The organism is Legionella sp. 227 (assembly GCF_043161935.1).
Taxonomy (GTDB): domain Bacteria; phylum Pseudomonadota; class Gammaproteobacteria; order Legionellales; family Legionellaceae; genus Legionella; species Legionella sheltonii.
On sequence record NZ_CP171154.1, the window covers coordinates 728,319 to 751,902 of the forward strand.

Here is a 23,584-nt window from a genome sequence, read left to right on the forward strand (position 1 = left end):
TCCCGGGTAATTTATATATTTGCAGCAGTTTAACAACGAGTTGATGTGTAACATTTTAATCAGATAAGGTCAAATAGTATCCGCATTTCTACCACTTTGCATCAATTCACGAACTCTTTTGACACACAGAATTCTTGGGAATAATATACGTAATTAAAACCGTAGTAGTATATCTGTTGATATTCCTGCAGTATAAACAAAAAAGATCAGGATGATTTAAATGCGTAAATTGCTGTTCATTGGATTGACTGTCTTACTGTTAACAGCCTGTGGGGAAGAAAATCAATCTTTTAGTGGATATATTGATGCAGATCTTGTCTATTTTTCTGCCGATTTTGCTGGACGATTGACTGATCTCGCTGTACTAAGAGGACAACGAGTCAAAAACAATCAATTTCTACTTAGACTGGAACAAACCAGCGAGCTTTATAATGTGCAAATGAGCAAATTAAATAAAAAAGATTTGCTTGCGCAACGACAACAAACTTTGACCCAACTTCAATACAATGAAATCAATTATCGTCGTGTTCAGGAGATGCGCAAGCAAAATGCAGCAAGTCAAAATGATCTTGATACGGCGCAAAGGGATTTAAATATTTCTAAAGATCAACTTGCTAAGATTGACGCGAAAATTAAAAGTAATCGGGTTGATACTGCTGATAAAAATTGGCAGGTGACGCGCAAAGAAAATTTTGCTACCGATAATGGAATTGTATTTGATACTTATTATACAAAAGGGGAATTTGTCCAAGCAGGAGCCCCAGTTCTTTCGCTAGTAACCCAAAAAAATATTAAAGCCGTATTTTTCGTTCCAGAAGAAAAACTCGATGGATTACGCCTAAATCAACACGTTACAATCAAAACCGATCATAATCCTCATTTTGCCACAGGCCATATTTTCTACATCTCAAACATTGCTGAATATACTCCCCCCATCATTTATTCTCGGGAAGAACGTCAACGTCTTGTATTCCGCATAGAAGCCAAAATTGACTCGCCCGATCTCGAAAAAATTCATCTCGGCCTTCCTGTCACTTTGGAAATAACTCAATGAGTGATCTAACAATTGATGTTAAAGGGTTAACAAAGAAATTTGATCAAAAAGTCGCGGTTGATCACATCAACTTACACGTTGAAAAAGGATCCATATTTGGATTCTTAGGTTCGAATGGTAGTGGTAAAACGACAACGATCCGAATGATTTGTGGTCTTTTAACTCCCACCGATGGAGAAGGGACTTGTCTTGGTTATGATATTCGCACCCAGAGCGATGAAATAAAAAAACGTACCGGTTATATGCCTCAAAAATTTAGTTATTATACCGGGTTAACGGTTCATGAAAATCTTCGTTTTGTTGCGGATATTTTTCAAATAAAAAATTCGGCTAAAGCAATAGAAGAAATTATAAAAGATCTTGAGCTTGAAGAGTATCAAAAGGTACAAGCAGGCAATTTATCTGGAGGGTGGAAACAACGTTTGGCGCTGGCATGCAGCTTGCTGCATAAACCTCAACTATTATTCTTGGATGAACCTACTGCTGGTGTTGATCCAAAAGCTCGTAAAGAATTTTGGGATTACTTACATAAAATTTCCTCTCGTGATGGCACCACAATCCTTGTGACAACTCATTATATGGATGAAGCGGAAAAGTGCAGTAGCCTAGCATATATTAATGTGGGGAAGCTCTTATATACAGGCAGTACCAGAGATTTGATTCCTCACTCCCAAGTCAAAACTTATATATTAAATGTGGATCGAAAACAACAAAGTCAGTTCCTGGAAAAGGTAAATGATGCGTATCCTAAGCTGTTGGCCTCAATTGTAAATAATGAGCTACGGATTTCATCAAAGGACCATCAATCACTCAAACGGATGATTGACGAAAACAGTGAACTGTCTTTTAAAGAAACTACTCCTTCTTTTGAGGAAGTTTTTATCGGATTAATGCGATGAAATATAAGAATCTATTACATGGATTATCTATAGCGCGTCTCGACGGGTTAATACGCAAAGAATTTATTCTAATCACTCGGGATCGCGGCACTATCGCGATGTTAGTCATCTTACCAATTATGTTGCTTATTCTCTTTGGTTTTGCCATCGAATTTGATCCCAAACATCTCCCTACTACAATAATTAGCTATGATAATTCTCCATTCACTCGAAGTTATGTCAGCGCTCTTGAGGCTTCAGGATATTTTAGCGTGATTCATGATGAGAAAATGAACGAAAATAAGAAGAATCAGGATTTCGCCAATGGAAAAATAAGCTTCGCCTTTACTATTCCCCCTAATTTTACTCGTAAATATATTCGTAACGAAAATCCACAGTTACTGGTTGAAATCGATGGTTCAGATCCCGGAAGCAGTGCCAGCGCACTGAGCAATGCACTTCCCATTCTGAACCAGACTATGGAGACCTTCAATAAACAAGGTTTAGGCTCCCCATCCCCTACCCAGTCAAAGCGAAGTGTCAACCTCACCATTCATCGACTTTATAATGAATCGAATACAAGTTCTTATAATATTGTTCCAGGGTTAATCGGCGTACTACTGACGCTAACCATGGTGATGCTTACATCAACCGCCATCACCTCAGAAAAAGAGTCTGGGACAATGGAAATGTTGTTAAGCACGCCATTAAAACCAACCGAAATAATTCTTGGTAAAGTCATACCCTATATTGTATTAGGTTATGTACAACTAACCAGTATTTTAATTTTTGGTAAATTATTAATTCATATTCCTACTGAAGGAAGTATCTTCTTACTTTATATCGCAGTTGCACCGTTTATTATTGCCAATTTAATGGTGGGCATGATTTTTTCCACCCTGGCACGTACTCCGATGCAAGCAATGCAATTGAGTGTTTTCTATCAACTCCCTTCAATGTTTTTATCAGGTTACATCTTTTCTTTTTATGGAATACCTACTTGGGCACAAATGATAGGGTACTGTGTGCCCATGACGTACTTTATACGGATTGCACGTGGAATTTTGCTAAAAGGCAATACGTTTAGCCAAATTGTTCCCAATATTTTTCCTATTTTATTAATAGCATTCATTTTGATTCTTTTGACGGGGAAAATATTTAGAACAAAGCTCGACTAGGGTCTGTTTACAATTCGTTCGCTTGAGCCAAGACAATAGAAGTGTACCGAACCTAATTAAATTTATTTTAAATTGGCACAATTATGAAAATAAAAATTATCTTATTTAATCTATCCGCCATTTTGCTTGCAGGTTGTTGCAAAAACTGCCTTATTCCTGAAAAAGTAAATTATCCTAAAAATTCGCGCAGTGGAATAAAATACCTCGATAATAAAAGCGACCTAAGTCGAGTCGCATGGTGGAAAAAACTGGATGATCCAGAACTTAATCAGCTGATTATGCAGGCGTTGACTTGTAATGATACCATTAAAAGGTCGTATGCAACGATAGAGCAAGCACAAGCTCAACTTAAGGCAGCGCAATATGCATGGCTCCCCACACTTGATGCGACCGCTACGGGTTTTTCTGGCGGAACCTGGAATTCCCATGTTACCCCCCGAGGTCAATTGGCGAATAATCCTTTTTTTTCAAATCTTTCTCACATGAGATTTAGAGGATACTACACTGGCTTTACTCCAAAATACACAGTGAACATCTTAAATAATATTTATAATATCAAATCAGCCAAAGCCTCTTTAGCCATGGAGCAAGCCCAGGCTCAATCAACAAAGTTAGGAATTATAAGCCAAATGAGCGGCGCCTACTTTATGCTCTTAAGTCAAAGAGAACAACTGGCTGTTGAGAAAGAACTGCTTCATGATTTAAGGAAACTGCATCAACTGGAACAGATTCGTTTCAAGAAAGGAGCCAGCAATATTGAAGTGCCAATCAACATCGATCAACAGCTGGCCCAGGAACAAGCTAAAATTCCTCAAATTGAAAGTGTCATCGCGCAAAATGAGAATACCATCCACCTCTTATTGAACCAAAATCCTGGTCCGATTACGACGCATCGAAGTGTGCTTTCGTTAAACTTAAAGCATTTGATTCCTAAATCCTTACCATCATCGGTTTTGAAAAATCGCCCAGACATCATGATTGCGTTAAATAATTTAAAAATAGCTCAAGCACAAATTGGAATGGCTTATTCGGCTTTTTTCCCAACCATCGCATTAACCAGTTTAATTGGAGGTGCCTCTATTGATTTAAGAAATATTTTAAAAGTGAGTACGAATATTTGGGTTGCCCAAGCTGCCGCATCAACCAAAATTTTCAATGCCAGCTCCTATGAAGACATCAAATCAACTAAAGCGGGATTCAAAGCAACTTATTATGAGTATTTGAGTACGCTGCATTCCGCATTTGCAGATGTAGATGATGCGCTGACGAATGAACAGAAAAACCATTTATCCTATTTGCTAATTGAAAAAGGATATTGGGCAGCAAAAAAAGCATATGCTGTCGCTTTAGCGCAATATAAAGCAGGAGCCAAAGACTATCGTAATGTCATCAATGCAAAAATTAATCTTGATCGCAGTAAATTGAGTTTAATTCAAGAAAAAGCCCAATTACTTGATAGTATTGTCCAGGTATATGATGAAGTGGCTGGTGGGTATGATGTTGCTTAATATGGGGCGCTTTATGCTGCCTGTTTTTTAGAATTATTTCCCTCACCCCTCTCGCGAAACGGGAATGGAGATGTTAGTACTCCTCAATTTCTCATCTCAAAACAAGAAAGGGGATTTTTATAGTGCTCCAATTGTTCTGCTGAAATGAGAAATAGGATTTTATAAGGCATACCCATTTCACGTCACGGAAGAGAAGTTTTTTATAGTGTTCCTAAATCCCTTCTCCCCTAAGGGGAGAAGGTGCCCGCTAGGGTGGATGAGGGTTTGCATTAAGCTTTTTCGTCAAGGGCCTTTTCTACAACTTTAACCAATCGTCCTGCCTCAGGAGAGGTAGTTGAATAGAAATAATCGATTAGCTCCCCTTTGCGATTAATAATGTATTTATGGAAATTCCATTTTGGTGCCGTACCAAATCCTAATTTCTCTCTAGCCCAAAGATAAAATGGATGTGCATTTTTTCCTGAAACTACCTCTTTAGCAGTCATTGGAAAAGTAACCCCATAATTGACCTGGCAAAAACTTGCAATTTCTTGCTCAGTTCCTGGCTCTTGGCCACCGAAATCATTTGACGGAACTCCCAAGATGACTAAACCCCGATCTTTATATTGTTCATAAAGCTTCTCTAACCGCGCATATTGAGGGGTAAAACCACATTTTGAGGCCGTATTTACAATCATTAACACCTTTCCTCTAAATGATGATAGGGGTAATGGTTCATTCCCGCGTAATGTATGAAAGGAATAATCATAGGCATTATCATTGAGTTTAGGTGAATCAGCTGCTGCGGTATTAGAGGTCATAATGTAACATCCTAGTAAAATGGTTAGAAAACGCATGGTTATCCCTTAAATGTTCGTTCAGGAGCTAAATCGCTGGGATGTCTATTAACTTCCTTTATCATAAAGGAATGATCCTGTATTGCAAGAAAAACCACTAATGAGAATGCAACTGTTTTCTAATTTTTTCTTGCACTTCAAGCATATGATGTTCATCTCTATAATGAGTTCGTGGCCAAAAAAAACCCTTCAGCCCATCGTGTTTGTTTCTGGGAACTATATGGATATGAAGATGGGGTATGCTTTGACTGATGGTGTTATTCATTGCTATAAAACTTCCTTCCGCGCCCATTGCTTTTTCAACCGCTCTGCCAATTCTTTGCGTTAATGAAAAAAGCGGCGATAGCATCGAGTCTGGCAAATCATATAATGTTTTCATATGCATCTTCGGGGCTAATAAAGTATGCCCTGGAAAAAGCGGACGAGAGTCCAAAAAGGCGATGAACCCCTCGTCTTCAAAAACAATAAACGATTTTTCTTTTTTTGCCGCAATTAAATCAATAACACATTCACCTGTCATTTTTATATCCCTATTCATCCCAATGGATCATTTAAACAGTTAGCGCTTTATCCATCGCATTATATGTTTTTCCTTTATGCTCCAACAAATTCTCTTTTTCATCTTTATATCTCATCTTGAGCAAACGACTAAAAAAACCATCCGGACAATTTGCAGAGGACTTAATTGCAAGAGGCGTTTCTTCAGCAAGTTCTTCTATTTTTTCTGCATTGATGCGATTGCGCCACCTATAGGCTAATCCGGGAAGAGCGATAATAACTCCTCCAGTATAACCTGCCGCTACACCATAAATCCCAAGTTTCGTCTTAAGTCCAAGAAGTGCAGATCCCGTTATTCCCAAAGATAATGCGGAAACTGAAATCATCGTTGAACCTCTAAGATCCTTCAAAACTCTTAATTGCTGTAATAGATTATACCGTGCCGAATCCAAAATGACTCCTGCCGACATGATAGGCGCCAAATATTTAAGCATATCTTTGACTTCACTAGGATTATTTCCCATCACCAGTACACCGGGCATCACTGCAAAAAATAAAGGGACAGGAGCGGTGTAAATCAGAGTAGTTAATAATCCATACTTTCCCATACTGCTTGCATTTTGATATTTTCTGGCGCCCATCAGTCGATTCAGTTCTTGTGAATTACCCTGCCCAAACCCTGCCAAGAGTAAGAAATTAAAGAATATATACTGATTTAAATCAGTGATGGCGGATTGTTCCTTAGTTCCCAACATACCTGAGAGAATGCTTACTGAAAGAGACATCGCCATTTCACTTGCAACAGAAAAAGTAATCGAACCACCTATCGCCAACAGCTCTTTAAGTTGTGCAAACTGGCCGGAAAATTTTTTAAAAATCTTGAAAAATTCGTACTGACTAAAATCTTTATGTTTTGCCAAGTAAAGAGCATACGCCAAGGAAGTTAAATAAGCTTCAATGATATAACCGATAGCAACGCCATCTCCTCCCATCTTAGGCATTCCTAAACCACCAAATCCGAGCCAGGAAGAAATGCCTGTCCCCACTAAAAGACTGGCAAACCCCATAAACATCGCAGCTTTAGAACGTCCAAAACTAAACATCATTTGCTCCGTAGATATTCGCGTCAATACCCCGGCTACTGCAGGTGAATAAACTCGTAAAAAATGCTGCGTAATCTCTGCGACCTGGTCTTTCTGCCCAAAAATAGTAGTTAATAAAGGTTTGGAAAAGATCATTCCAGCCATAATCGGAGGGGTGAGTGCGGCAGATAACCAAAGACCATTACGATTGATGCCAGCAATATACTCACGCTTTGCTTGCAAGACTACTTCGTTGTTCTCCCCTTCTTTTTCAGCTTCGGTAAGTTCACCAATTTTATTGCTCGCAACCACACTCATAGAAAACAACGGAGCCATGCCAACGACTAAAAGGGTGTTGATCATAGTAGAAATTAATGTGGCTGAAGCAGCTTCATCTTCATTTTCACTAAGTGCATTAAGCAATACAACAATTAAAAAAATCTCAAAGCTAAAAGTAAATGAAAGCGCCATTGGAACAGAAAGCGAACTTAGCGATTTAAAAACATCCCAAAGTCCATATGCAACCTCATCTACATTGTCAGAATTATTAATTGGCGTAATTAACGCTTCATCGTCATCTTCTTTTTCATCTTCCAAGGAGACATGATCTAATGATTCCTCAGAAGCATTGGCAGCATCAGAAACATTGATTATTATTTGTTGGTTTTGTGGTTCTTCAGAAGCTGCATTAATACTCTTTCCTACTTTTTTTTCATTTCTTGATTCTTCAATTTTTTTTTGCATTACCATTTCCTTTAAAACAACTCATTCCTATTAAGGGACACAACCTAGAATTCATTTAGAAATATCTCAACCAATGTGCCAACAAATTAAATTCAGTGACAAAATATTGGGCGAGACTTGGGGGCGTGAATTATATCAATCTTTAAAATCTTTGCACCTGAATTTTTTTATTCAAAAGATTGTGTCAGTACTTAATTGAAGATAGGCAAACACTGCACTATCATGTGTTTTTCTAATCTAAGAATTCACAGCGGCTTTTTCTTTCAATTAACTCATTTTTAAAGGTTGGAGTAAAAATAAAATGAAAAAATATTCTCTGCTTTTGTTTTTTGCATTCTCTTTTTTTCACTGTCATGCTTTTGCAAATACGTTCACTATCGAAAGCCCATCCTTTAAAATGAATTCCATGATCCCGGACCAATATACGTGCAGCGGAGTGGATCAATCCCCCCCTTTAACCTGGCAAAATATACCAAGCAATACCCAGTCACTGGCCTTAGTTGTTGATGATCCGGACGCAGCTGAAGGTACTTGGAGCCACTGGATAGTATTTAATATACCGCCCACGGTAAAAGAATTAGGAGCAGGAGGCCCGATTCCTCCTGGAGCCGCAAATGCAAAAAACAGTTGGGGAGGATTAGGATATCGAGGTCCTTGCCCTCCTTTTGGTTTAGCTCATAGTTATCATTTTAAATTATATGCTCTGGATACAGTATTAACTTTGGGAGACGGGACGACGCGAGATATACTTTTAAATGCAATGACTGGACATGTTATTGGTAATGCAGAATTGATTGGACTTTATCAGAGATTAAAAAACAATACTCCTGCTCAGTAATTGTAACCGAACATTGTCTCTTTAAAGAGATTAGGTTGGGACCTCTTGGCCCAACCTGCATCCTATTTAACTACTCCCATTACAACTTATCTGAGCTTACGCCAAACCATTTCTTATAAATTTTTTCATAGGTCCCATCGGCTTGCATTTCTGCTTGGGCCTTGTTAACCGCTTTAACCAATTCCTGATTTGCTTGATTCATGCCAAAGCCTAATGGCTGAGGTGCATTGGGGACAGGAGCAAGAATTTTCAATTCGGGATGGTGCTCAACATAATAATAAGCTACAGGAAATACCTTCATCACAGCCCCAACCCTACCTGCGATTAAGTCATCTATAGCCAAGTTAAAATTTTTAAATGGATATATTTTTATTCCGCGGATTTGTCCCTTTTTTTGCATCTGTTTGGCGATATCAAAATCAGTCGTTTTAGCTTGGACACCCATAGTAAGATTGCCTAGATCAGCAATCGTTTTTGCCTGCGGTGTTTTTTTGGTGTTAATCACGATACTTAAGGTAGTTGTCATATAGGGCTTGGAAAAGGCTATTATTTTCTCGCGCCCACTCGTGATCGTAATCGCTCCCATAATGAGATCATATTGCTGCTCTCGCAATTCATTTATAATGTTTTCCCATTGTGTGTTTTTAAACTCTAGATGTAAATGCAGTCTTTTGGCAATTTCTCGAATTAAATCCACTTCAAAACCAATTTCCTGTTTATTTTTTAAATATTCAAACGGCGGATTGGTAAAATAAGTAGCAACAATAAGGGTTCCTGGTTTCAGAGTATGCAATGCAGGATGATTTTCATTGTCTGAATAAGCCAACCTACTCATAAAGGAAGAAAATAAAAACACAAAAAAACAAAAAAATAGTGTTCTTAAACATTGTCTTAACATACATAACTCCTTTTGCATTCATGTAGAACCTATCTCACGCGTAGTCATTTTTTTTGTGAGACTCTTTTAATTAATAACGGTATAAACCCCAAGAGGATACCTCCCAATGCAACAATATCCGTCACTAAATCGAATTTAGGGATACTAAAGCAGGCGATAAAAACCAAAAATAGCGCACTAAAAGTAGGCCAAATAATATAGCCAAGTAATTCAGCACTACTTTTCCACAAAAACCGATGGTACCAAGCACAGGCAAAACCCGTTAACGAATAATAAAAAGCAACTAAAAGGCCAAGTGCATGTACCGAATCTTTAATAATTAGGTTTACCGTTGAAAAATTAGAAGAAAGTACTAATAAAATCACTCCCAAAAACCAGATAAAAAGAATAGCTACCCACGGGGTATTTCGAGATTTATGTAAGGTCGCATAACGTGGATGAATTATTTCATCCCGGGCCTCAGCAAATAAAGTTCGTGTAAACTGAACAATGGTAGTCTGCAAGGTACCGATTGTACTGATCATCACGCAAAGAACTGCCAAGTAGCTCCATGGACTGGGTACTATTTTTTCTGCGACTGCAAAAATTACATTTGTCCCTGCATGCTTTATTTCATCATCATTGAGAGCCAGGAGGGTTACAATAGCAAAACTGACATAGATGCATATAATAATCAATACAGACCAAAAGGCTCCGATCCCCGGCGCATGCCGAGTATTTTTAGTTTCCTCATTTAAGTTAAGGGTAACATCCCAGCCCCAGTAGAAAAATACGGCGGTTAATGCCCCTGTTGCAAATAATTCGGGAGTGAAGCTGGTAAAAGAAAGCCAGGAAAATGAAAAAGGATGCGCTGGAAGATGTGCAAATTTGATAAAACCCACACTAATAATTGTGAATAAGATAAGCACTTCAAAACCAGTCATTAAGATTTGAAGATATGCCGTGGGTTTTATTCCAGCAATAGCGATTACTGAAATCATGGTTACCCAGAGTATGCTGGTAAAAGTAACCCAGCCAGGGCTTTCCACTAAATGAGGCGCGACGAGTAACAAAGTTGCTGTAGCTGCAGGAATAGAACCCGAAACCATAAATACAGCGGATGAAACTAAAACGGCCCATCCAGCAAAAAAACCTAAATACATTCCAAAAATTTTGGATATCCACGCATATGAGGCCCCGGCATTGACAATGACTTTATTCAGGTGAATGAATGCCAAGGAAATACCAAACATGATAAATCCACAATATAAAATACTTCCCGGGGCTAAAGTACCCACCGTAGCCACAAGTGTTGCTGTCGCAGCGGCAACACTAAAAGCGGGCGCGGCTCCTGCCGTTCCCATAATGATGGATTCACCTATTCCCAGAGAATCCGCAGCAAGCTTCCCTTCATTCTTAATATTCATTTGGTCAAAGTTTCCAACTATAAAATTAAGTCATCTTTACTAAGCATATCAATTTTTAAGGAAATATGTGCTGAGCACCAAAATTTCTCAAAAAAATTTAACCCTTTCGCTTTGACAAAAAATAAATCAGAATAAATAATTAATTATCAAATAAGAATGAAACAGGACTTACAGAAACCGCTTTATTATGAGCGTCACGAGAGATCTCCACTCAAGCACAGGGTTAAGTGCGAGGGAAGTTCCCTGGTTACGTTTGGGTTGCGGATTCGTAAGCGCTGTAAAATTCCATTCACTCAATGAATTGAGAGCAACTATGCAAGCAGATCTCTTTTATACAGTAGATAGTGTCAGACCAATCCCTCTTTATCTCATGTCCCAAAAACAATGGGAAGAGCAAAGTCCTTCATTAACCTCAGTTGAACGTAACTATTTTGGACAAATGCAATTTAATGGAGCAATCGGCGATTGTTGTTTGTTTTATGACGCTGATGGTTTATTAGAGAAAACATATATAGGCACTGGGGATGAAAATCAGATATTGGCAATGGCCCATGCAGCTGAATTATTACCAGCGAACACCTATCAAGTTCAAGGGACTTATTCGCCAGAGGCCGCCTTATATTGGGCATTGGCACAATATCGTTTTGAAAAATATAAAAAAAATTCTTCATCACCTCGTATCTTAGTGGTTGAGTCACAAAAGTTAGATGATTTACTTCAAATGGCTGAGGCACATTTTCTTGTTCGTGATTTAATCAACGAACCGGCCAGTGATCTGGGTCCTAAAGAAATGGCAGAAGTAGTTGCAACATTAGCCCATACTTATAATGCAAAATTTGAACAATGGATTGGTAATGAATTGTTACTCGATAATTTTCCAGCCATTCACGCAGTAGGTCGTGCTGCCCAGTCAGAACCACGTTTACTCTCTTTGACCTGGGGAGATGAAACATATCCTCGTGTTGCGTTGGTGGGTAAGGGTGTTTGTTTTGACACGGGGGGGCTGAATATCAAATCAGCTTATGGTATGCGCATAATGAAAAAAGACATGGGAGGGGCAGCACATGTGATAGGCCTCGCCCAATGGATTATGGCTCGTAACTTGCCTGTTCGCTTACATCTGCTTATTCCCGCTGTGGAAAATGCCATTGGACCCAATGCCTACAGACCTGGCGATATTTTAGTTATGCGTAACGGCTTAACCGTGGAATTAGATAATACTGATGCAGAAGGACGTTTGATTTTGGCTGATGCTTTGGTCAAAGCATGTGAGGAGCAACCTGATTTACTGATCGACTTCGCAACCTTAACCTCCTCAGCTCGTGTTTCAGTAGGTACTGAAATGTCCGCTTTTTTTACCAATAACGAATCATTAGCCACAGAAATCATTGATGCATCCTATAAAGCGGCTGATCCGATATGGCGTTTACCCTTATTTGCTGCCTATGAAAAATTCCTGCGCTCTTCGATTGCGGATATGACCAACTGCAGTGATTATCCTTATGCTGGAGCGATTATAGCCGCATTATTTCTGCAACGTTACATCACCAAAACTACGTCTTGGCTGCATTTTGACATTATGGCCTGGAGTGAACAAAGCAAACCTGGTAAACCAGAGGGTGGCGAAGTCATGGGTTTACGTACTGTCATGGAATATTTGTTACGTGTTTATGGGTAATACTTTGCTGGCAACAACACTTAAGGTTTACCACTTTTTATTTAAGTGAAACTCTGCCAAAGAATAGTAATTTTGTTTCCCTTTTTCTGGCCTGCTTTCGAGGAGATAAATCTTATCTACCACAATGGGGGGAATACTCGGCATTTTTACTGTTTCTAATAGTTCGCATGGTACCTGATGCCGAATCAATCGTCCCAGGGTTAAATGCCCCCGAAAAGGGCGAGTTTCAATCGGGACATTCAAAGCAATTAGAGCCTTTCCGATCGTATCTGACAACATAGCTAAACCAGCTTGGGGTTGAACTGTTAACGAAAGAACTTTAGGACGTCGTAAAGCGGGAAACCACTCCAACTGCCCTAATTCAAGTTGAAATGGCGATAGATTTTTTATTGCCGCATGCACATATTCCGTCACGGATATTAACTGTTCTTGTGGTAAATTACCTAGAAATTGCAAGGTAATATGCATTTTTTCAACATCGACCCAACGCATATAATCCGATAGGATCGTCTCTTGCAAAGACTTTAAGTAATTGGATAGTTTAATTTGTATTTTCTTTGGAAAGGTAATGGCAAAAAAAATCCTTAGCGTATGCATTATCCCTCACTAAAACACTATGTTGGGGTCTTGAATCCTATTTAAAGTACCCATCATCAAAACAACTGAGACTATATACAATAATAGTATCAAAATTGATTAAATAAAATTGCATGTGCACGAAACATCGGTAACATAAGATATGTGGTGAATTACTGTGATTCTTAAACGCACATAAAAATAATTAAATTTCTCGATAATGGTCGTTTGCTTGGTGTGCGTATTTTAACTCGCGGATTCCATACCTTATATTGCCCCTCCAAACACGCCGCACATTGAAACAATGTTATTCCTATTTTACTGCAACGACGATGGTTATAGATAAACTATAACTGAGATGATAGCATTATTATTTTTTGTTCGAGAGCGAATGAAATACCGACCCGATATTGATGGACTCCGGGCTGTTGCCATTATACTGGTCTTAATTTATCACGGAGGACTCTCCTTTTTTCCATCTGGCTTTATAGGGGTGGATGTATTTTTTGTTATCTCAGGCTTTCTTATCACTCAAATCATCCATGAGTCAGTTCATAAAGGTTCTTTTTCTTTTTTAGACTTTTACAATCGAAGGTTATGGCGTTTACAACCTGTTTTTGTGGGTTTGCTTCTTTTGACTACCGCATTGGCACTCTTGTTTTTTTTACCCGATGATTTAATCTTATACAGCAGAAGCGCACGCAAAACTTCTTTATTTTTATCTAACTTGTTTTTTGATAAAACAACAACTGGATATTTTTCACCAGAAACATACCAGCTTCCCTTGCTTCATACTTGGTCTCTTTCAATAGAATGGCAATGCTATCTGTTTTTACCTTGTCTCATCTACTGCTTGCATCGTTTCTTACCTAAAGGATGCTTGCTCCCAATTATAGTTGGACTGACTTTTATTGCTTTTATCAACTCGATGTATAATGCGAGAGCCTTACCTGCACATACGTATTACCTATTTTCCAGCAGAATTTTTGAGTTTTTGATTGGCTCTTGTGTCGCCTTCATTCCAGTGACCTTTTTTGTAAGCAATAAATATGTTATCAACCTGTTTGGCAGTGTCTCATTGCTCACTCTATTGTATCTTGCCCGTCTTAATCCCTCTTTGACAGGTTACCCTGATGAACATGCTTTTGCTGTTTGTATTGCCACAGGATTACTTATTTTCTTAGGGGCATGTGCTCCCGGAAATAGATTAAGCCAAATACTTTCCAGTAAGCCTATGGTATTTGTAGGATTATTATCTTATTCCCTCTATATTTGGCATTGGATTATTTTTTCATTTCTAAGATATCAAAGTATTGTAGAAACCCCTGCTGTTTTAATAGGTGCTTTCGGACTTACTTTTGTTTTAGCCTATCTCTCCTGGCGCCTCATTGAAAAACCCTCAAGACGCGGGAAACACATGCAATTTCGTTATACTTTTATGCTGCTGTTTTTAATGCCGATCATTGCATTACATTTGACCGATTATATGATTAAGAAAAACCAGGGATTTCCTCAGCGTTTTACTGGTGAACTATCAACTATCCATCAACAATTAAACCAATACGACAGCCCACAAAGAGCTGTATGCGTGACTGATTCACAAAGTAAAATTAATAAGCAGTGCCGTATCGGTTCAAAAAAACCAAACCGCAAGCAGGCACTCATGATCGGCGATTCTTTTGCCAATCATTATTGGGGTTTTATGGATGAGCTAGGACAAGCAGCAAATATCTCTATTTTAATGCAGACCGTATCTTCGTGCTTAACCTTGCCCGGCATTTATCTTTTCGATTGGTGGCATTTTAAAAATCAAAACTATCAGCTCTGTTATGAGCTGACTCAAAAATATTATCAAATGATTCTAAATAATCACTATGATTATGTAATCATTGGCCAGCTATGGGGTAATTATTACAGTGATAACATCATAACTAAGTTAGGTGATAAACGTTCGTTACACTTAGGCCTAAAAAGACTAGAAAACGCTTTAGACAGAGCACTTTCAATCATCACCACCTCAGGGGCAAAGCCTGTATTAATTCATTCAACAGCAACAATGCAAAATAGTTTTCATGATTGTTTTTATAAACATATAAAACGAAGAACTTCTTATAATCCTCACGAGTGTGATTTTACCCTTGCGGAAGAAAAATGGTTTAATCAGTTATTTAATAAAATGAAAAACAAGTACCCACAGTTAATTATTATCGACCCTAAAAAAATACAATGTACGCAAAATATCTGTAAGGCAGACATCAATGGGGTCCCCATCTATCGTGACGTAGGTCATATTACAGATTATGCCTCTTATCAATTTGGGAAACTTTACTTACAAAAATATCCTAATCCTTTAGCCTAATCTTCCAAGAGTATTTTTTACATTCAAGAGCTAGGTTTGAAGCGCAATTGAAATTCAGTACCTCGCTACTTATCGGCTATCCATCGCCACATCAGTTTCTTTTTAATAATTTCCACTAGAAAAAGATAAGTGATTGTTGCAGCGATTAGAAAGAGGAAGTAGGATGCGGGTAACGGGACGAATCCCCAAAACTTTGCAATGGGCGTAAAAGGCAATATCATAGCAATAAACACAATGGATAACACCATGATGATTAACGCGTTACTGGGTTTACTTTGCCAAGGACTTTTCACTGAACGAATCACAAATACGACCAGTGTTTGCGTCGCCAAAGATTCAACAAACCAGCCGGTTTGAAACAATGCTTCCGTTGCGGCAAAGACCTTCAGCATCACAAAAAAAGTGATAAAATCAAAAAGAGAACTGATGGGGCCGATATAAAACATAAATTTGCGAATAATTCCTATGTCCCAATGCTTGGGTTTACGTGCAAAACTAGGGTCGACGTTATCGGTTGGAATCACAACTTGTGATGTATCATAAAGAAGATTATTTAAAAGAATTTGTGTCGGTAACATCGGTAAAAACGGCAATACTAGAATCGCGCCGGCCATACTTAACATGTTCCCAAAATTGGAACTGGTGCCCATCATAAGATATTTCATCACATTTCCGAATGACTTACGTCCTTCCACAATCCCTTTCAACAACACGCTTAAATGGCGCTTTAATAGGATAATGTCCGCGGCTTCACGCGCTACATCAACCGCACCCGCAACCGAAATTCCTACATCCGCCGAATGCAAAGAAGGAACATCATTTATTCCATCCCCAATATATCCTACTACATGACCCCGAGCGCGAAGGACACTAATGATGCGTTGTTTTTGCATAGGAGAAATGCGCGCAAATACATCGACTTCTTCCGCAATCTCCCCTAAAGCCATATCGGTTATGTGATTCAATTGTTCACCAAGTATCATTCGGCTTGCATCAAGCCCCACGTGTTGACAGATATGACGTGTCACCAAATCATTATCTCCGGTCAAAATTTTTATTTTGACCCCTTCTTTAAATAATTTCTTGATGATTGTTGGCGTTTCCTCAAGAGCTGGGTCGAAAAAAGCCAGGAACCCCGCTACCACCATGTTTTTCTCATCCGGAACATGATAGGAAGACTTAGTTTTGATTTCGCGATAAGCTACAGCCAATGTGCGATAACCCTGCTCACTTAAAGATACAAAAGTGGCTTCAATCCTTTTCCGGGTCGCGTCATCCAATGGATGGATTGCACCAGCCAGATCATAATGAGTGCAATCGCAGATCACAAACTCTGGAGCACCTTTGGTAATCAGTAGATGAGATCCACTTTTATCAACAACAACGCTTGAGCGGCGACGTTCAAAATCGAAGGGAATTTCATCTACTTTATGATAAGTTTGTACGTCAGGATGATCGTGTTTTAAGATCGCAGCATCCAAAGGATTAATGTTTACTTTTTTTAATACTGCAATATTAAAAGGGTTAGGAATCTCCGTACCATATAAACTATTTAAATAAGCCAATAACATCACGCTTTCGGATTTATTCCCCAAAGGATCTATATGTTGCTCCAGGACCATTTCACCACTGGTTATCGTACCGGTTTTATCACTGCAAAGAATATCAATACTGCCAAAATTCTGAATTGCAGATAAATTTTTGACAATCACTTTTTTCTTTGCCATATGGACTGCACCTGCGGCGAGCGTCACCGTGGTAATCATCGGCAATAACTCAGGAGTAAGCCCAACAGCCAAGGCTACGGCAAATAATAAAGATTCAAGCAAAGAACGTTTTAAATAAATATTGACCGCAAACACAAATACCACAAGAAAAAAAACCACCTTCATAATGAACAAGCCAAAGCGAGTGATGCCTTTTTCAAATTCAGTGTGTGGTGCGATTTTGGAAAGGCTTTTGACGATATCGCCAAATTGGGTATTCGCTCCAGTTGCGACAACTACAGCCGTAGCCGTACCACTAACCACTGATGATCCTGAAAAAACAGCATTTTTCGCCTCTTCAGGATTTTGAGGGGTAGTGCTCTCTTGAATTGCTTCCTTTTCAACAGGTAAAGACTCCCCAGTGAGTGCCGCCTGTTGGACATGTAAGTCCTTCGCTTTTAATAATAGCGAGTCTGCGGGGATCAAATCACCCGCGACAAGGCGGATAATATCGCCAGCAACTAATTCACGGCATGGGATTTCCCCCCATTGGCCATCACGTAAAACATTTGCAGTGGATGCGATATTCCTCTGCAGTTTTTTCACCGCCACTAAAGAGCGATGGCTTTGAAAATAATCCAGGCCAATGCTCATCACCACCATAATGATGATGATTACCGAACTCACCACATTCCCAGTAAACGCTGAAACTCCTGCCGCGATCAACAATATAGCAATCAGTGGATTTGTGGAATGAGAAATGGCCTCCATAATAAGCAGACGATAAGGGCTTTGAGTCACTTCATTATACCCGGACAATGCCTGCCTTTTTTGGGCTTCCGCGCGAGTTAAGCCATCGAGAGAACTACTTAGTTTGCTGAGTACCGTTTGGTTATCCAAAGTAACTAATGATTGTAAATCCATTTATTTCAACCCATCCTATGTTTCGCCAGTTCGCGTCATTCAATGCAGCCGTCTAACGTAATGGCAAGTTCACTGGATTTTTATAGTAGTTATTAATTTTATTGGCAAGCCAACCTCCATCGTCACTAGGGAAGCTACCGACACTGGTCGTATTACCTCCTCCCCAAAGAATGGCAAATACATTGCTGCTGGCCGCTTGTTGTAAATTATTTGTTTGCCAAACATAGGTAGTACCCCCATGGGCATCCATCATCAAATAATCCATGATATTGCTTGTACCATAAATTGAACTCGATAAAGAGGTGCCTAGGATATAGGACTTTAAATTGCTTAAAGGATTATATGAACTCCCAAAGAAAAAGTCAGGTTCGCTTGAAGCATGACTTGTTCGCGTGTCCACATCATTATTTTGTTGTAAATGGCCTCCTGGGATTTGCCATAACATCACCGGAATATTACCCAAAGAAACGCTAATGTTGTTGACGTAATTCAATACATTAAACCAATCGCGTGCATTAAATAAATATCCTGAGCCAACTGCCCCAGGAATGGCATCCATTTCATATTTATCAAACACGATAAAATCCGGTTTGTAATTGCCTTGATATGCGGTAGTCGCATCAATTAAAGCAACTGTTGGATCAGTAATATTCGCCTTTAATGTCGCTGCATCATAGTTTTGATGCACCCAATTGGAACTACCAACTCCCCATAAATTCACTTGCCAGCCAAAAGTTACATTAGGCGCAAATTGCCGAATAAGCCAATTAGTGGATTGTACCCAACCAGGAAAATCATTAGTAAAGCCAGGAATAGTAATCGATGCAGGAACAATTGGGTTTGCAGTGCAATTATTAAAATAGTGCATCTTATAGGTATCCCAGGTACTCATTGCCGACCAATTATCAGTAGTTTTGCTACGAATTGCCTGAAACAAGGCTTCATAATTTAAACCCGTACCATAAGTTGTATCAATGGTTGATGTTGCAAAACACACCGCTGTCTGCAATGCTTTTTGCAGTTGCACTTGACTGATCGCTGTATTGGCATCGTTTAATAAGTTTTCTTGTTGCAGCATTCCGAATAAATCCGGATTTAAGATAATCGCCCCCGGATAATTGAACTGTGCTGATTGGAATGATTGGAGTTTTTGCGCCTCCATGATGAGATTAATATAGTGCATCACCATATTGGTGTATTCAAAGTCAGTAAAACTGGTTCCACCACTCATCTGAGCGGTATAAATAACCATTGTAGGGAGTACTTTATTGGGTAATTGTTGCTGCTGATAAAAGGCAGAAAGTGCTTGTGCCTGTTGTGCCGTTTCCAAATCAAAAATTGGATAAACAATTTGTCCAGGATCACCATTCCCACCTAATCCACCGTATTTGAAAATGGCATCGATTGGGCGTGATTGCAATGAAGTTTGCGTCGCAGGTGAGTCATCAGTAACCGCCCCCATGGCAAGATAATTTGGCCATCCAGGAACTTTGCTTGAACTGGGCGAAAAGGTAATTGTTTCAACCACACCGGCCGCCGCTTGCAAGGGTTGCGGACTAAAATGTACGGAATAACCTGGGATAGCGCTGGTAGACAAAGTATAGATTGTCCCGGCGGTCAATGAGACGGATGCAGAGCCCGAGCCATTGGTCAAATTGACAATCTGGGTCAAAGCAGCAGAACCATTATTAGGCGTCAAAGTAACACTTACCTGCATCAGCGATCCAGGGGCCCCGCTGACGTTTATCGTTGCTGCTTCTTGTGCTACGGGAGAACAGCCATAGGTTAAATGAACAGTTGGAGGGGTTTCACTAGCCACCACAGAAGCAGGAACAAAAGTAGGAACGCAATTCGTGCCATTAAAAATAATATTAGGAGTAGAAAGGGAGTACGTGCTGCCACTTTCAAGTTGTGCAATTGGAGTTACGGCATTCCACAGTGCATTGGCATTGACTGAAGCCCCTGTGTCTATCTTGGTCGCGGTAACATTAGGTTTATTGGTATAACCACTTAGTTCTGATGGTAACGCTTGTACACTAACAGCTATACTCCCTGTATTAGGAGGTGCTCCTAAATAAACAGAAACACTATTCGCTACATAATCGGCTGTTGGTGCGCCATAATAGAGCACAATGGAACCACCTTTAGGTAAGATACTATTTGAGCCAGTGGTCGTCGGAAAATGCAAACTTAGGCTTGCTAAAAAAGTTCCGTCTGTCTGTTTTTGAGAGGTAATTTGCAAGACATTATCTGGATAGGACAAAGAAGAAAAATCGCCCCAAAATGAGGTATCAAGAGAAGAGGCATCCACAAAGGTTATTTTGGTATTCTGAAAATCAACGCTTTGTCCGCAATTATTCGTTAACTTCAGCGAAATGTTTTGCCAATTTGAATTACCAGTGGCACTGAAAGTGGGGTTGATACACGAAGTGGGCTGTGCTGCAAAAGAATCACTTGCGCTCGCCGAATTAAATTGGACTGTAACAACAAAAACAGCCAACACCATACTCATCAACTTATTCATTATCTAACGAACCTTATTGGAGTGTCTGGATTAGTAATAATCAATTAGGTTAATATATTATTAATTTTTTTACAATCAATGATTGATTGGGGAATAAACAGCGCCTTTTTCAAGGTCAAAAGTTCCCTCAGGCTTCTCTTTCATAGAGCCGGCTAAGAAACTATGTTTTGCAAGTGAATGGGAAGTAGTCGAGTTACGCCATTTACCCATGATGGGTGGTACAGAATGAGTCTCTCTTTGCGGAATAGGGCTTGAGCTTAAAGTAGATTGCTGCACGTGAGTTTGCTGTTTCTTAGACGCATTCTCTTGTTCATCATCGTGAATTTTTGCTTGTTCTTTTTTGCTCAATTCAACTTGAGGTGAATAATAAAACGGAAGCAACCTGAGTTTCACAACCAGCCAAAAGGCTTTCCAGGTGGTCAGTTCTTCATATCCATGTTGGCTTGGATTTTTCGCTGTCTCCGTATATTCACTCGGGGATAACATCTTAATGTGTTTCACATCGGAACGAAAATAAATTTTTTTATTCTTGGGATCTTGAATAAATAAAGGTTGCGGTTGAGATACCTTGTAATTTATTTGCGGTAAAAACTCCAAACCTCCGTAATCAACAGCTTGCCGCTTTTCACCAGTTTTCATCAAACGCGCAATATCTCCCAAGGAGTTATCCATCCCATTGATCAGCATGTTCGCGTTTTCATCATTCTCATGATAAAAATAAGTTCCATCACCATAGGCTTTGCTATCCTCCTTGATCATGTCTTGCGCACTATTTAAAGGTTGAAAGGAATTGGTAACGGCAACGCTGTCCTTATTGTCTTCGTTATGCATGTTATTAACGAGAATACTTCCCAATGGGCCGAATTGTTTGGGAAGAAGTTTTCTCATTTCACCCATACGGCTCAGGTGGCCTCCAGCAAAATGATCCGAATAAAAATGCATAGCAAATAAATCACGAGCCACTGCCATAGCATGAAAACGATGGCCCAGTTCCCTAAATAGTTGTTGTTCGGTTAACTTCCCTTCTTTTGATTCAGGAACCAGTTTATATTTCGCAGGATCTATCGCTATTTGCTGTACTATTTTCGCTAATTGATCCCGAATTTCTTGAGGAATTTTTTTATCTTTTTTACTGAGTTGCCCTTCAGCAATTTGATGACAATAATAGGCTATCTCGGCCATATTCAAGGCAGATTGATGCCCGACAATATATCCACGCAGTGACCAGGGTGCAAAATGATCCTCATTGCTTGACAATTTTGCTCCATAATCTTCTACGGTGAAGGCATAAATCAATTGTTTCAACAAACTGGGAATGAAACGGAAGCCATCGATAGCAAAAATTCGGCTGATCGCGCTTTTTGTTACAGAGGGTGAGGCTAAATCATCATAGGCTTGCTTGAACGCATCGGTTTCAGCTTGAAGCACCGGAGCGCGGAGTAATTGCTCAGTTTCTTCAGTACCATCTCCGTTTTTTTCAGGAATTTGTAATTGTTCCCACCAGCCTGCTTTCGTATAATAATCGCCAGCTAAAGCAACTACATCCCCAGCGCTTAACTTCATATTAAGTGGCACAGGGATTCCATCCACTTCATGCATCATTTTAAGACGCAAATTATTGGTATTCTCTGGGGATAAATTCTTACTTCCTTTCAGATAACGATTACCTAATGTTTGAATGCGTATTTGATCGCCAGCTTTTTTATGCTCGTTGGTTTCCATAAAAACAACATCATGACCTTTAATTAAACATAATTATACTCAATAAAGATTAAAGGAGCCTTAAATGGTTACTGACTTGATTTTTTATTAACCACAACATCGGCATATGCGTGTCTGAAAGAAAGTGAGCCGGTGCACTGATGCTTACCCGGTGTGGAACGACACCATTCATAGATTTAACGCGGTGCTGCTTCACTACGATATCTACCGTCCCCCTCTTTGCTTTCTTTTCTGGGCTCTTTAAAAAACTCACTTCCCCTTAGTCTATCTGTATCGATCAGCCTAATTTTTTCATCAGGTTTTTCCCCTCCAACAACTAAAAAATCAGGTTTTGTTTTCAGCGCCAAGTCATAACTTTTGCGTACCCCATAAGTTACCTTTGCCCTTGCTGGAGCTAAAGAGCTTGCGGTAGATAAGGCGTTGATCTCTTCGAGGTTTAAACGATATTGAATTTTCCAATGACATAACTTTTTATAATACTCCTCTCCAGTCCGGGAGTGTTTTGCATAAAACCATACCTCAAATTCCTCATCGATTTCCATGGATGAAAGAGAGACCTTATGCGTTTCTGATTTTCTTGGGGCCGAAAACATTGGGGTATCTTTTAATACCAGCGTTGCTTTCTTATCGCCTCCAATACTTCGGCTCGCTACATCATAAAATCGATCCTGTTCGGATTGGCCACCATCTCTGATTCGACCTGAAGAAACAGCGTGATTTTTACTGTATTTATAAGTCGTGTTCCTCTCTGGATCCCAATATAAGGCTTCCCGTTTACTGGAAATTAAATTTTGGATTAAGCCATATTCGTACTCCTCTTGAGGCATCAGGTCCTGGAGCACATCACAGCGGATTTCTAAAGCTGGGTAACTGGGAGTAAATGGACTGACGATCCCTATATCGCGAGCAATTGAAAAATCAATAGACAGTACGTCTTCAGCGATTGCCTTGAATGAGACGTTGGGATTTGCTTCTTCACTAAATCCAATCGCTACTCTTACTGGATTGATGATACCTTCTGATTCGTGCTTTACTTGCATACCGTCACCTCTTCTCATGAGCAATAAGCATCCATAAGATTATTTTTTATCGATAGTGGTTATTTTTTGCCATGTATACTCCATTTGCAATTTAGAGTCATTACCTCCCATGAAAAATTTCCTGTTTGCAATTTT

The 23,584-nt window shown here is 39.4% G+C and carries 17 protein-coding genes; 7 read left to right on the forward strand and 10 right to left on the reverse strand.

Going from position 1 to position 23,584, the window contains the following annotated elements:
* Window positions 1–220 precede the first annotated feature (220 nt).
* The 4 genes from ACF8MK_RS03145 to ACF8MK_RS03160 all read left to right on the forward strand — a co-directional run bounded on the left by ACF8MK_RS03145 (window position 221) and on the right by ACF8MK_RS03160 (window position 4,618).
* Entirely contained in the window at window positions 221–1,054 is an 834-nt protein-coding gene (locus ACF8MK_RS03145) for an HlyD family secretion protein (protein WP_392538117.1), read from the forward strand.
* Complete coding sequence (locus tag ACF8MK_RS03150) at window positions 1,051–1,953, forward strand: ABC transporter ATP-binding protein (RefSeq protein ID WP_392538118.1); 903 nt, start codon at window positions 1,051–1,053, stop codon at window positions 1,951–1,953. Before ACF8MK_RS03145 ends, ACF8MK_RS03150 begins: the two co-directional genes overlap by 4 nt.
* Window positions 1,950–3,110, forward strand: coding sequence for an ABC transporter permease (locus tag ACF8MK_RS03155; RefSeq protein ID WP_392538119.1), 1,161 nt, complete (start codon window positions 1,950–1,952; stop codon window positions 3,108–3,110). Before ACF8MK_RS03150 ends, ACF8MK_RS03155 begins: the two co-directional genes overlap by 4 nt.
* Window positions 3,111–3,193: 83 nt before the next feature.
* The gene (locus ACF8MK_RS03160; protein WP_392538120.1) at window positions 3,194–4,618 is read left to right on the forward strand and encodes a TolC family protein; all 1,425 of its coding nucleotides are present in this window, start codon (window positions 3,194–3,196) and stop codon (window positions 4,616–4,618) included.
* A 269-nt stretch (window positions 4,619–4,887) separates the two neighbouring features.
* On the opposite strand, the gene ACF8MK_RS03165 is transcribed toward ACF8MK_RS03160, so the two are convergent.
* The 3 genes from ACF8MK_RS03165 to ACF8MK_RS03175 all read right to left on the reverse strand — a co-directional run bounded on the left by ACF8MK_RS03165 (window position 4,888) and on the right by ACF8MK_RS03175 (window position 7,778).
* Window positions 4,888–5,418, reverse strand: a complete 531-nt coding sequence (locus ACF8MK_RS03165; protein ID WP_392538121.1) for a glutathione peroxidase — start codon at window positions 5,416–5,418, stop codon at window positions 4,888–4,890.
* Between the two features lie 133 nt (window positions 5,419–5,551).
* Window positions 5,552–5,974 (reverse strand): HIT family protein, encoded by a 423-nt coding sequence (locus ACF8MK_RS03170; protein WP_392538122.1) that lies wholly within the window; start codon window positions 5,972–5,974, stop codon window positions 5,552–5,554.
* A 31-nt stretch (window positions 5,975–6,005) separates the two neighbouring features.
* Window positions 6,006–7,778 carry an MATE family efflux transporter gene (locus ACF8MK_RS03175; RefSeq protein WP_392538123.1) on the reverse strand — a complete coding sequence of 591 codons (1,773 nt, stop codon included), beginning with the start codon at window positions 7,776–7,778 and terminating at the stop codon, window positions 6,006–6,008.
* 301 nt (window positions 7,779–8,079) lie between these two features.
* Between ACF8MK_RS03175 and ACF8MK_RS03180 the strand changes: the two genes are divergently transcribed.
* Window positions 8,080–8,616, forward strand: coding sequence for a YbhB/YbcL family Raf kinase inhibitor-like protein (locus ACF8MK_RS03180; protein ID WP_392538124.1), 537 nt, complete (start codon window positions 8,080–8,082; stop codon window positions 8,614–8,616).
* A 79-nt stretch (window positions 8,617–8,695) separates the two neighbouring features.
* On the opposite strand, the gene ACF8MK_RS03185 is transcribed toward ACF8MK_RS03180, so the two are convergent.
* Together ACF8MK_RS03185 and ACF8MK_RS03190 are read right to left on the reverse strand one after the other, a co-directional pair.
* Complete coding sequence (locus ACF8MK_RS03185; protein ID WP_392538125.1) at window positions 8,696–9,514, reverse strand: ABC transporter substrate-binding protein; 819 nt, start codon at window positions 9,512–9,514, stop codon at window positions 8,696–8,698.
* Window positions 9,515–9,558: 44 nt separating this feature from the next.
* Window positions 9,559–10,920, reverse strand: coding sequence for an APC family permease (locus ACF8MK_RS03190; protein ID WP_392538126.1), 1,362 nt, complete (start codon window positions 10,918–10,920; stop codon window positions 9,559–9,561).
* Between the two features lie 313 nt (window positions 10,921–11,233).
* Here ACF8MK_RS03190 and ACF8MK_RS03195 point away from each other — a divergent pair, with 313 nt between their 5' ends.
* Window positions 11,234–12,598 carry a leucyl aminopeptidase family protein gene (locus ACF8MK_RS03195; RefSeq protein WP_392538127.1) on the forward strand — a complete coding sequence of 455 codons (1,365 nt, stop codon included), beginning with the start codon at window positions 11,234–11,236 and terminating at the stop codon, window positions 12,596–12,598.
* Window positions 12,599–12,625: 27 nt separating this feature from the next.
* Here ACF8MK_RS03195 and thpR read toward each other — a convergent pair whose 3' ends face one another.
* Window positions 12,626–13,195 (reverse strand): RNA 2',3'-cyclic phosphodiesterase, encoded by a 570-nt coding sequence (thpR, locus tag ACF8MK_RS03200; RefSeq protein WP_392538128.1) that lies wholly within the window; start codon window positions 13,193–13,195, stop codon window positions 12,626–12,628.
* A 370-nt stretch (window positions 13,196–13,565) separates the two neighbouring features.
* On the opposite strand from thpR, the gene ACF8MK_RS03205 reads away from it, so the two are divergent.
* Complete coding sequence (locus tag ACF8MK_RS03205) at window positions 13,566–15,533, forward strand: acyltransferase family protein (RefSeq protein ID WP_392538129.1); 1,968 nt, start codon at window positions 13,566–13,568, stop codon at window positions 15,531–15,533.
* A gap of 65 nt (window positions 15,534–15,598) precedes the next feature.
* On the opposite strand, the gene mgtA is transcribed toward ACF8MK_RS03205, so the two are convergent.
* The 4 genes from mgtA to ACF8MK_RS03225 all read right to left on the reverse strand — a co-directional run bounded on the left by mgtA (window position 15,599) and on the right by ACF8MK_RS03225 (window position 23,449).
* The gene (gene mgtA / locus ACF8MK_RS03210) at window positions 15,599–18,163 is read right to left on the reverse strand and encodes a magnesium-translocating P-type ATPase (protein WP_392538130.1); all 2,565 of its coding nucleotides are present in this window, start codon (window positions 18,161–18,163) and stop codon (window positions 15,599–15,601) included.
* Between the two features lie 52 nt (window positions 18,164–18,215).
* Window positions 18,216–20,687, reverse strand: coding sequence for a hypothetical protein (locus tag ACF8MK_RS03215; protein ID WP_392538131.1), 2,472 nt, complete (start codon window positions 20,685–20,687; stop codon window positions 18,216–18,218).
* A 75-nt stretch (window positions 20,688–20,762) separates the two neighbouring features.
* Window positions 20,763–22,409 carry a hypothetical protein gene (locus ACF8MK_RS03220; RefSeq protein WP_392538132.1) on the reverse strand — a complete coding sequence of 549 codons (1,647 nt, stop codon included), beginning with the start codon at window positions 22,407–22,409 and terminating at the stop codon, window positions 20,763–20,765.
* 176 nt (window positions 22,410–22,585) lie between these two features.
* The gene (locus ACF8MK_RS03225) at window positions 22,586–23,449 is read right to left on the reverse strand and encodes a hypothetical protein (protein WP_392538133.1); all 864 of its coding nucleotides are present in this window, start codon (window positions 23,447–23,449) and stop codon (window positions 22,586–22,588) included.
* Window positions 23,450–23,584 lie beyond the last annotated feature (135 nt).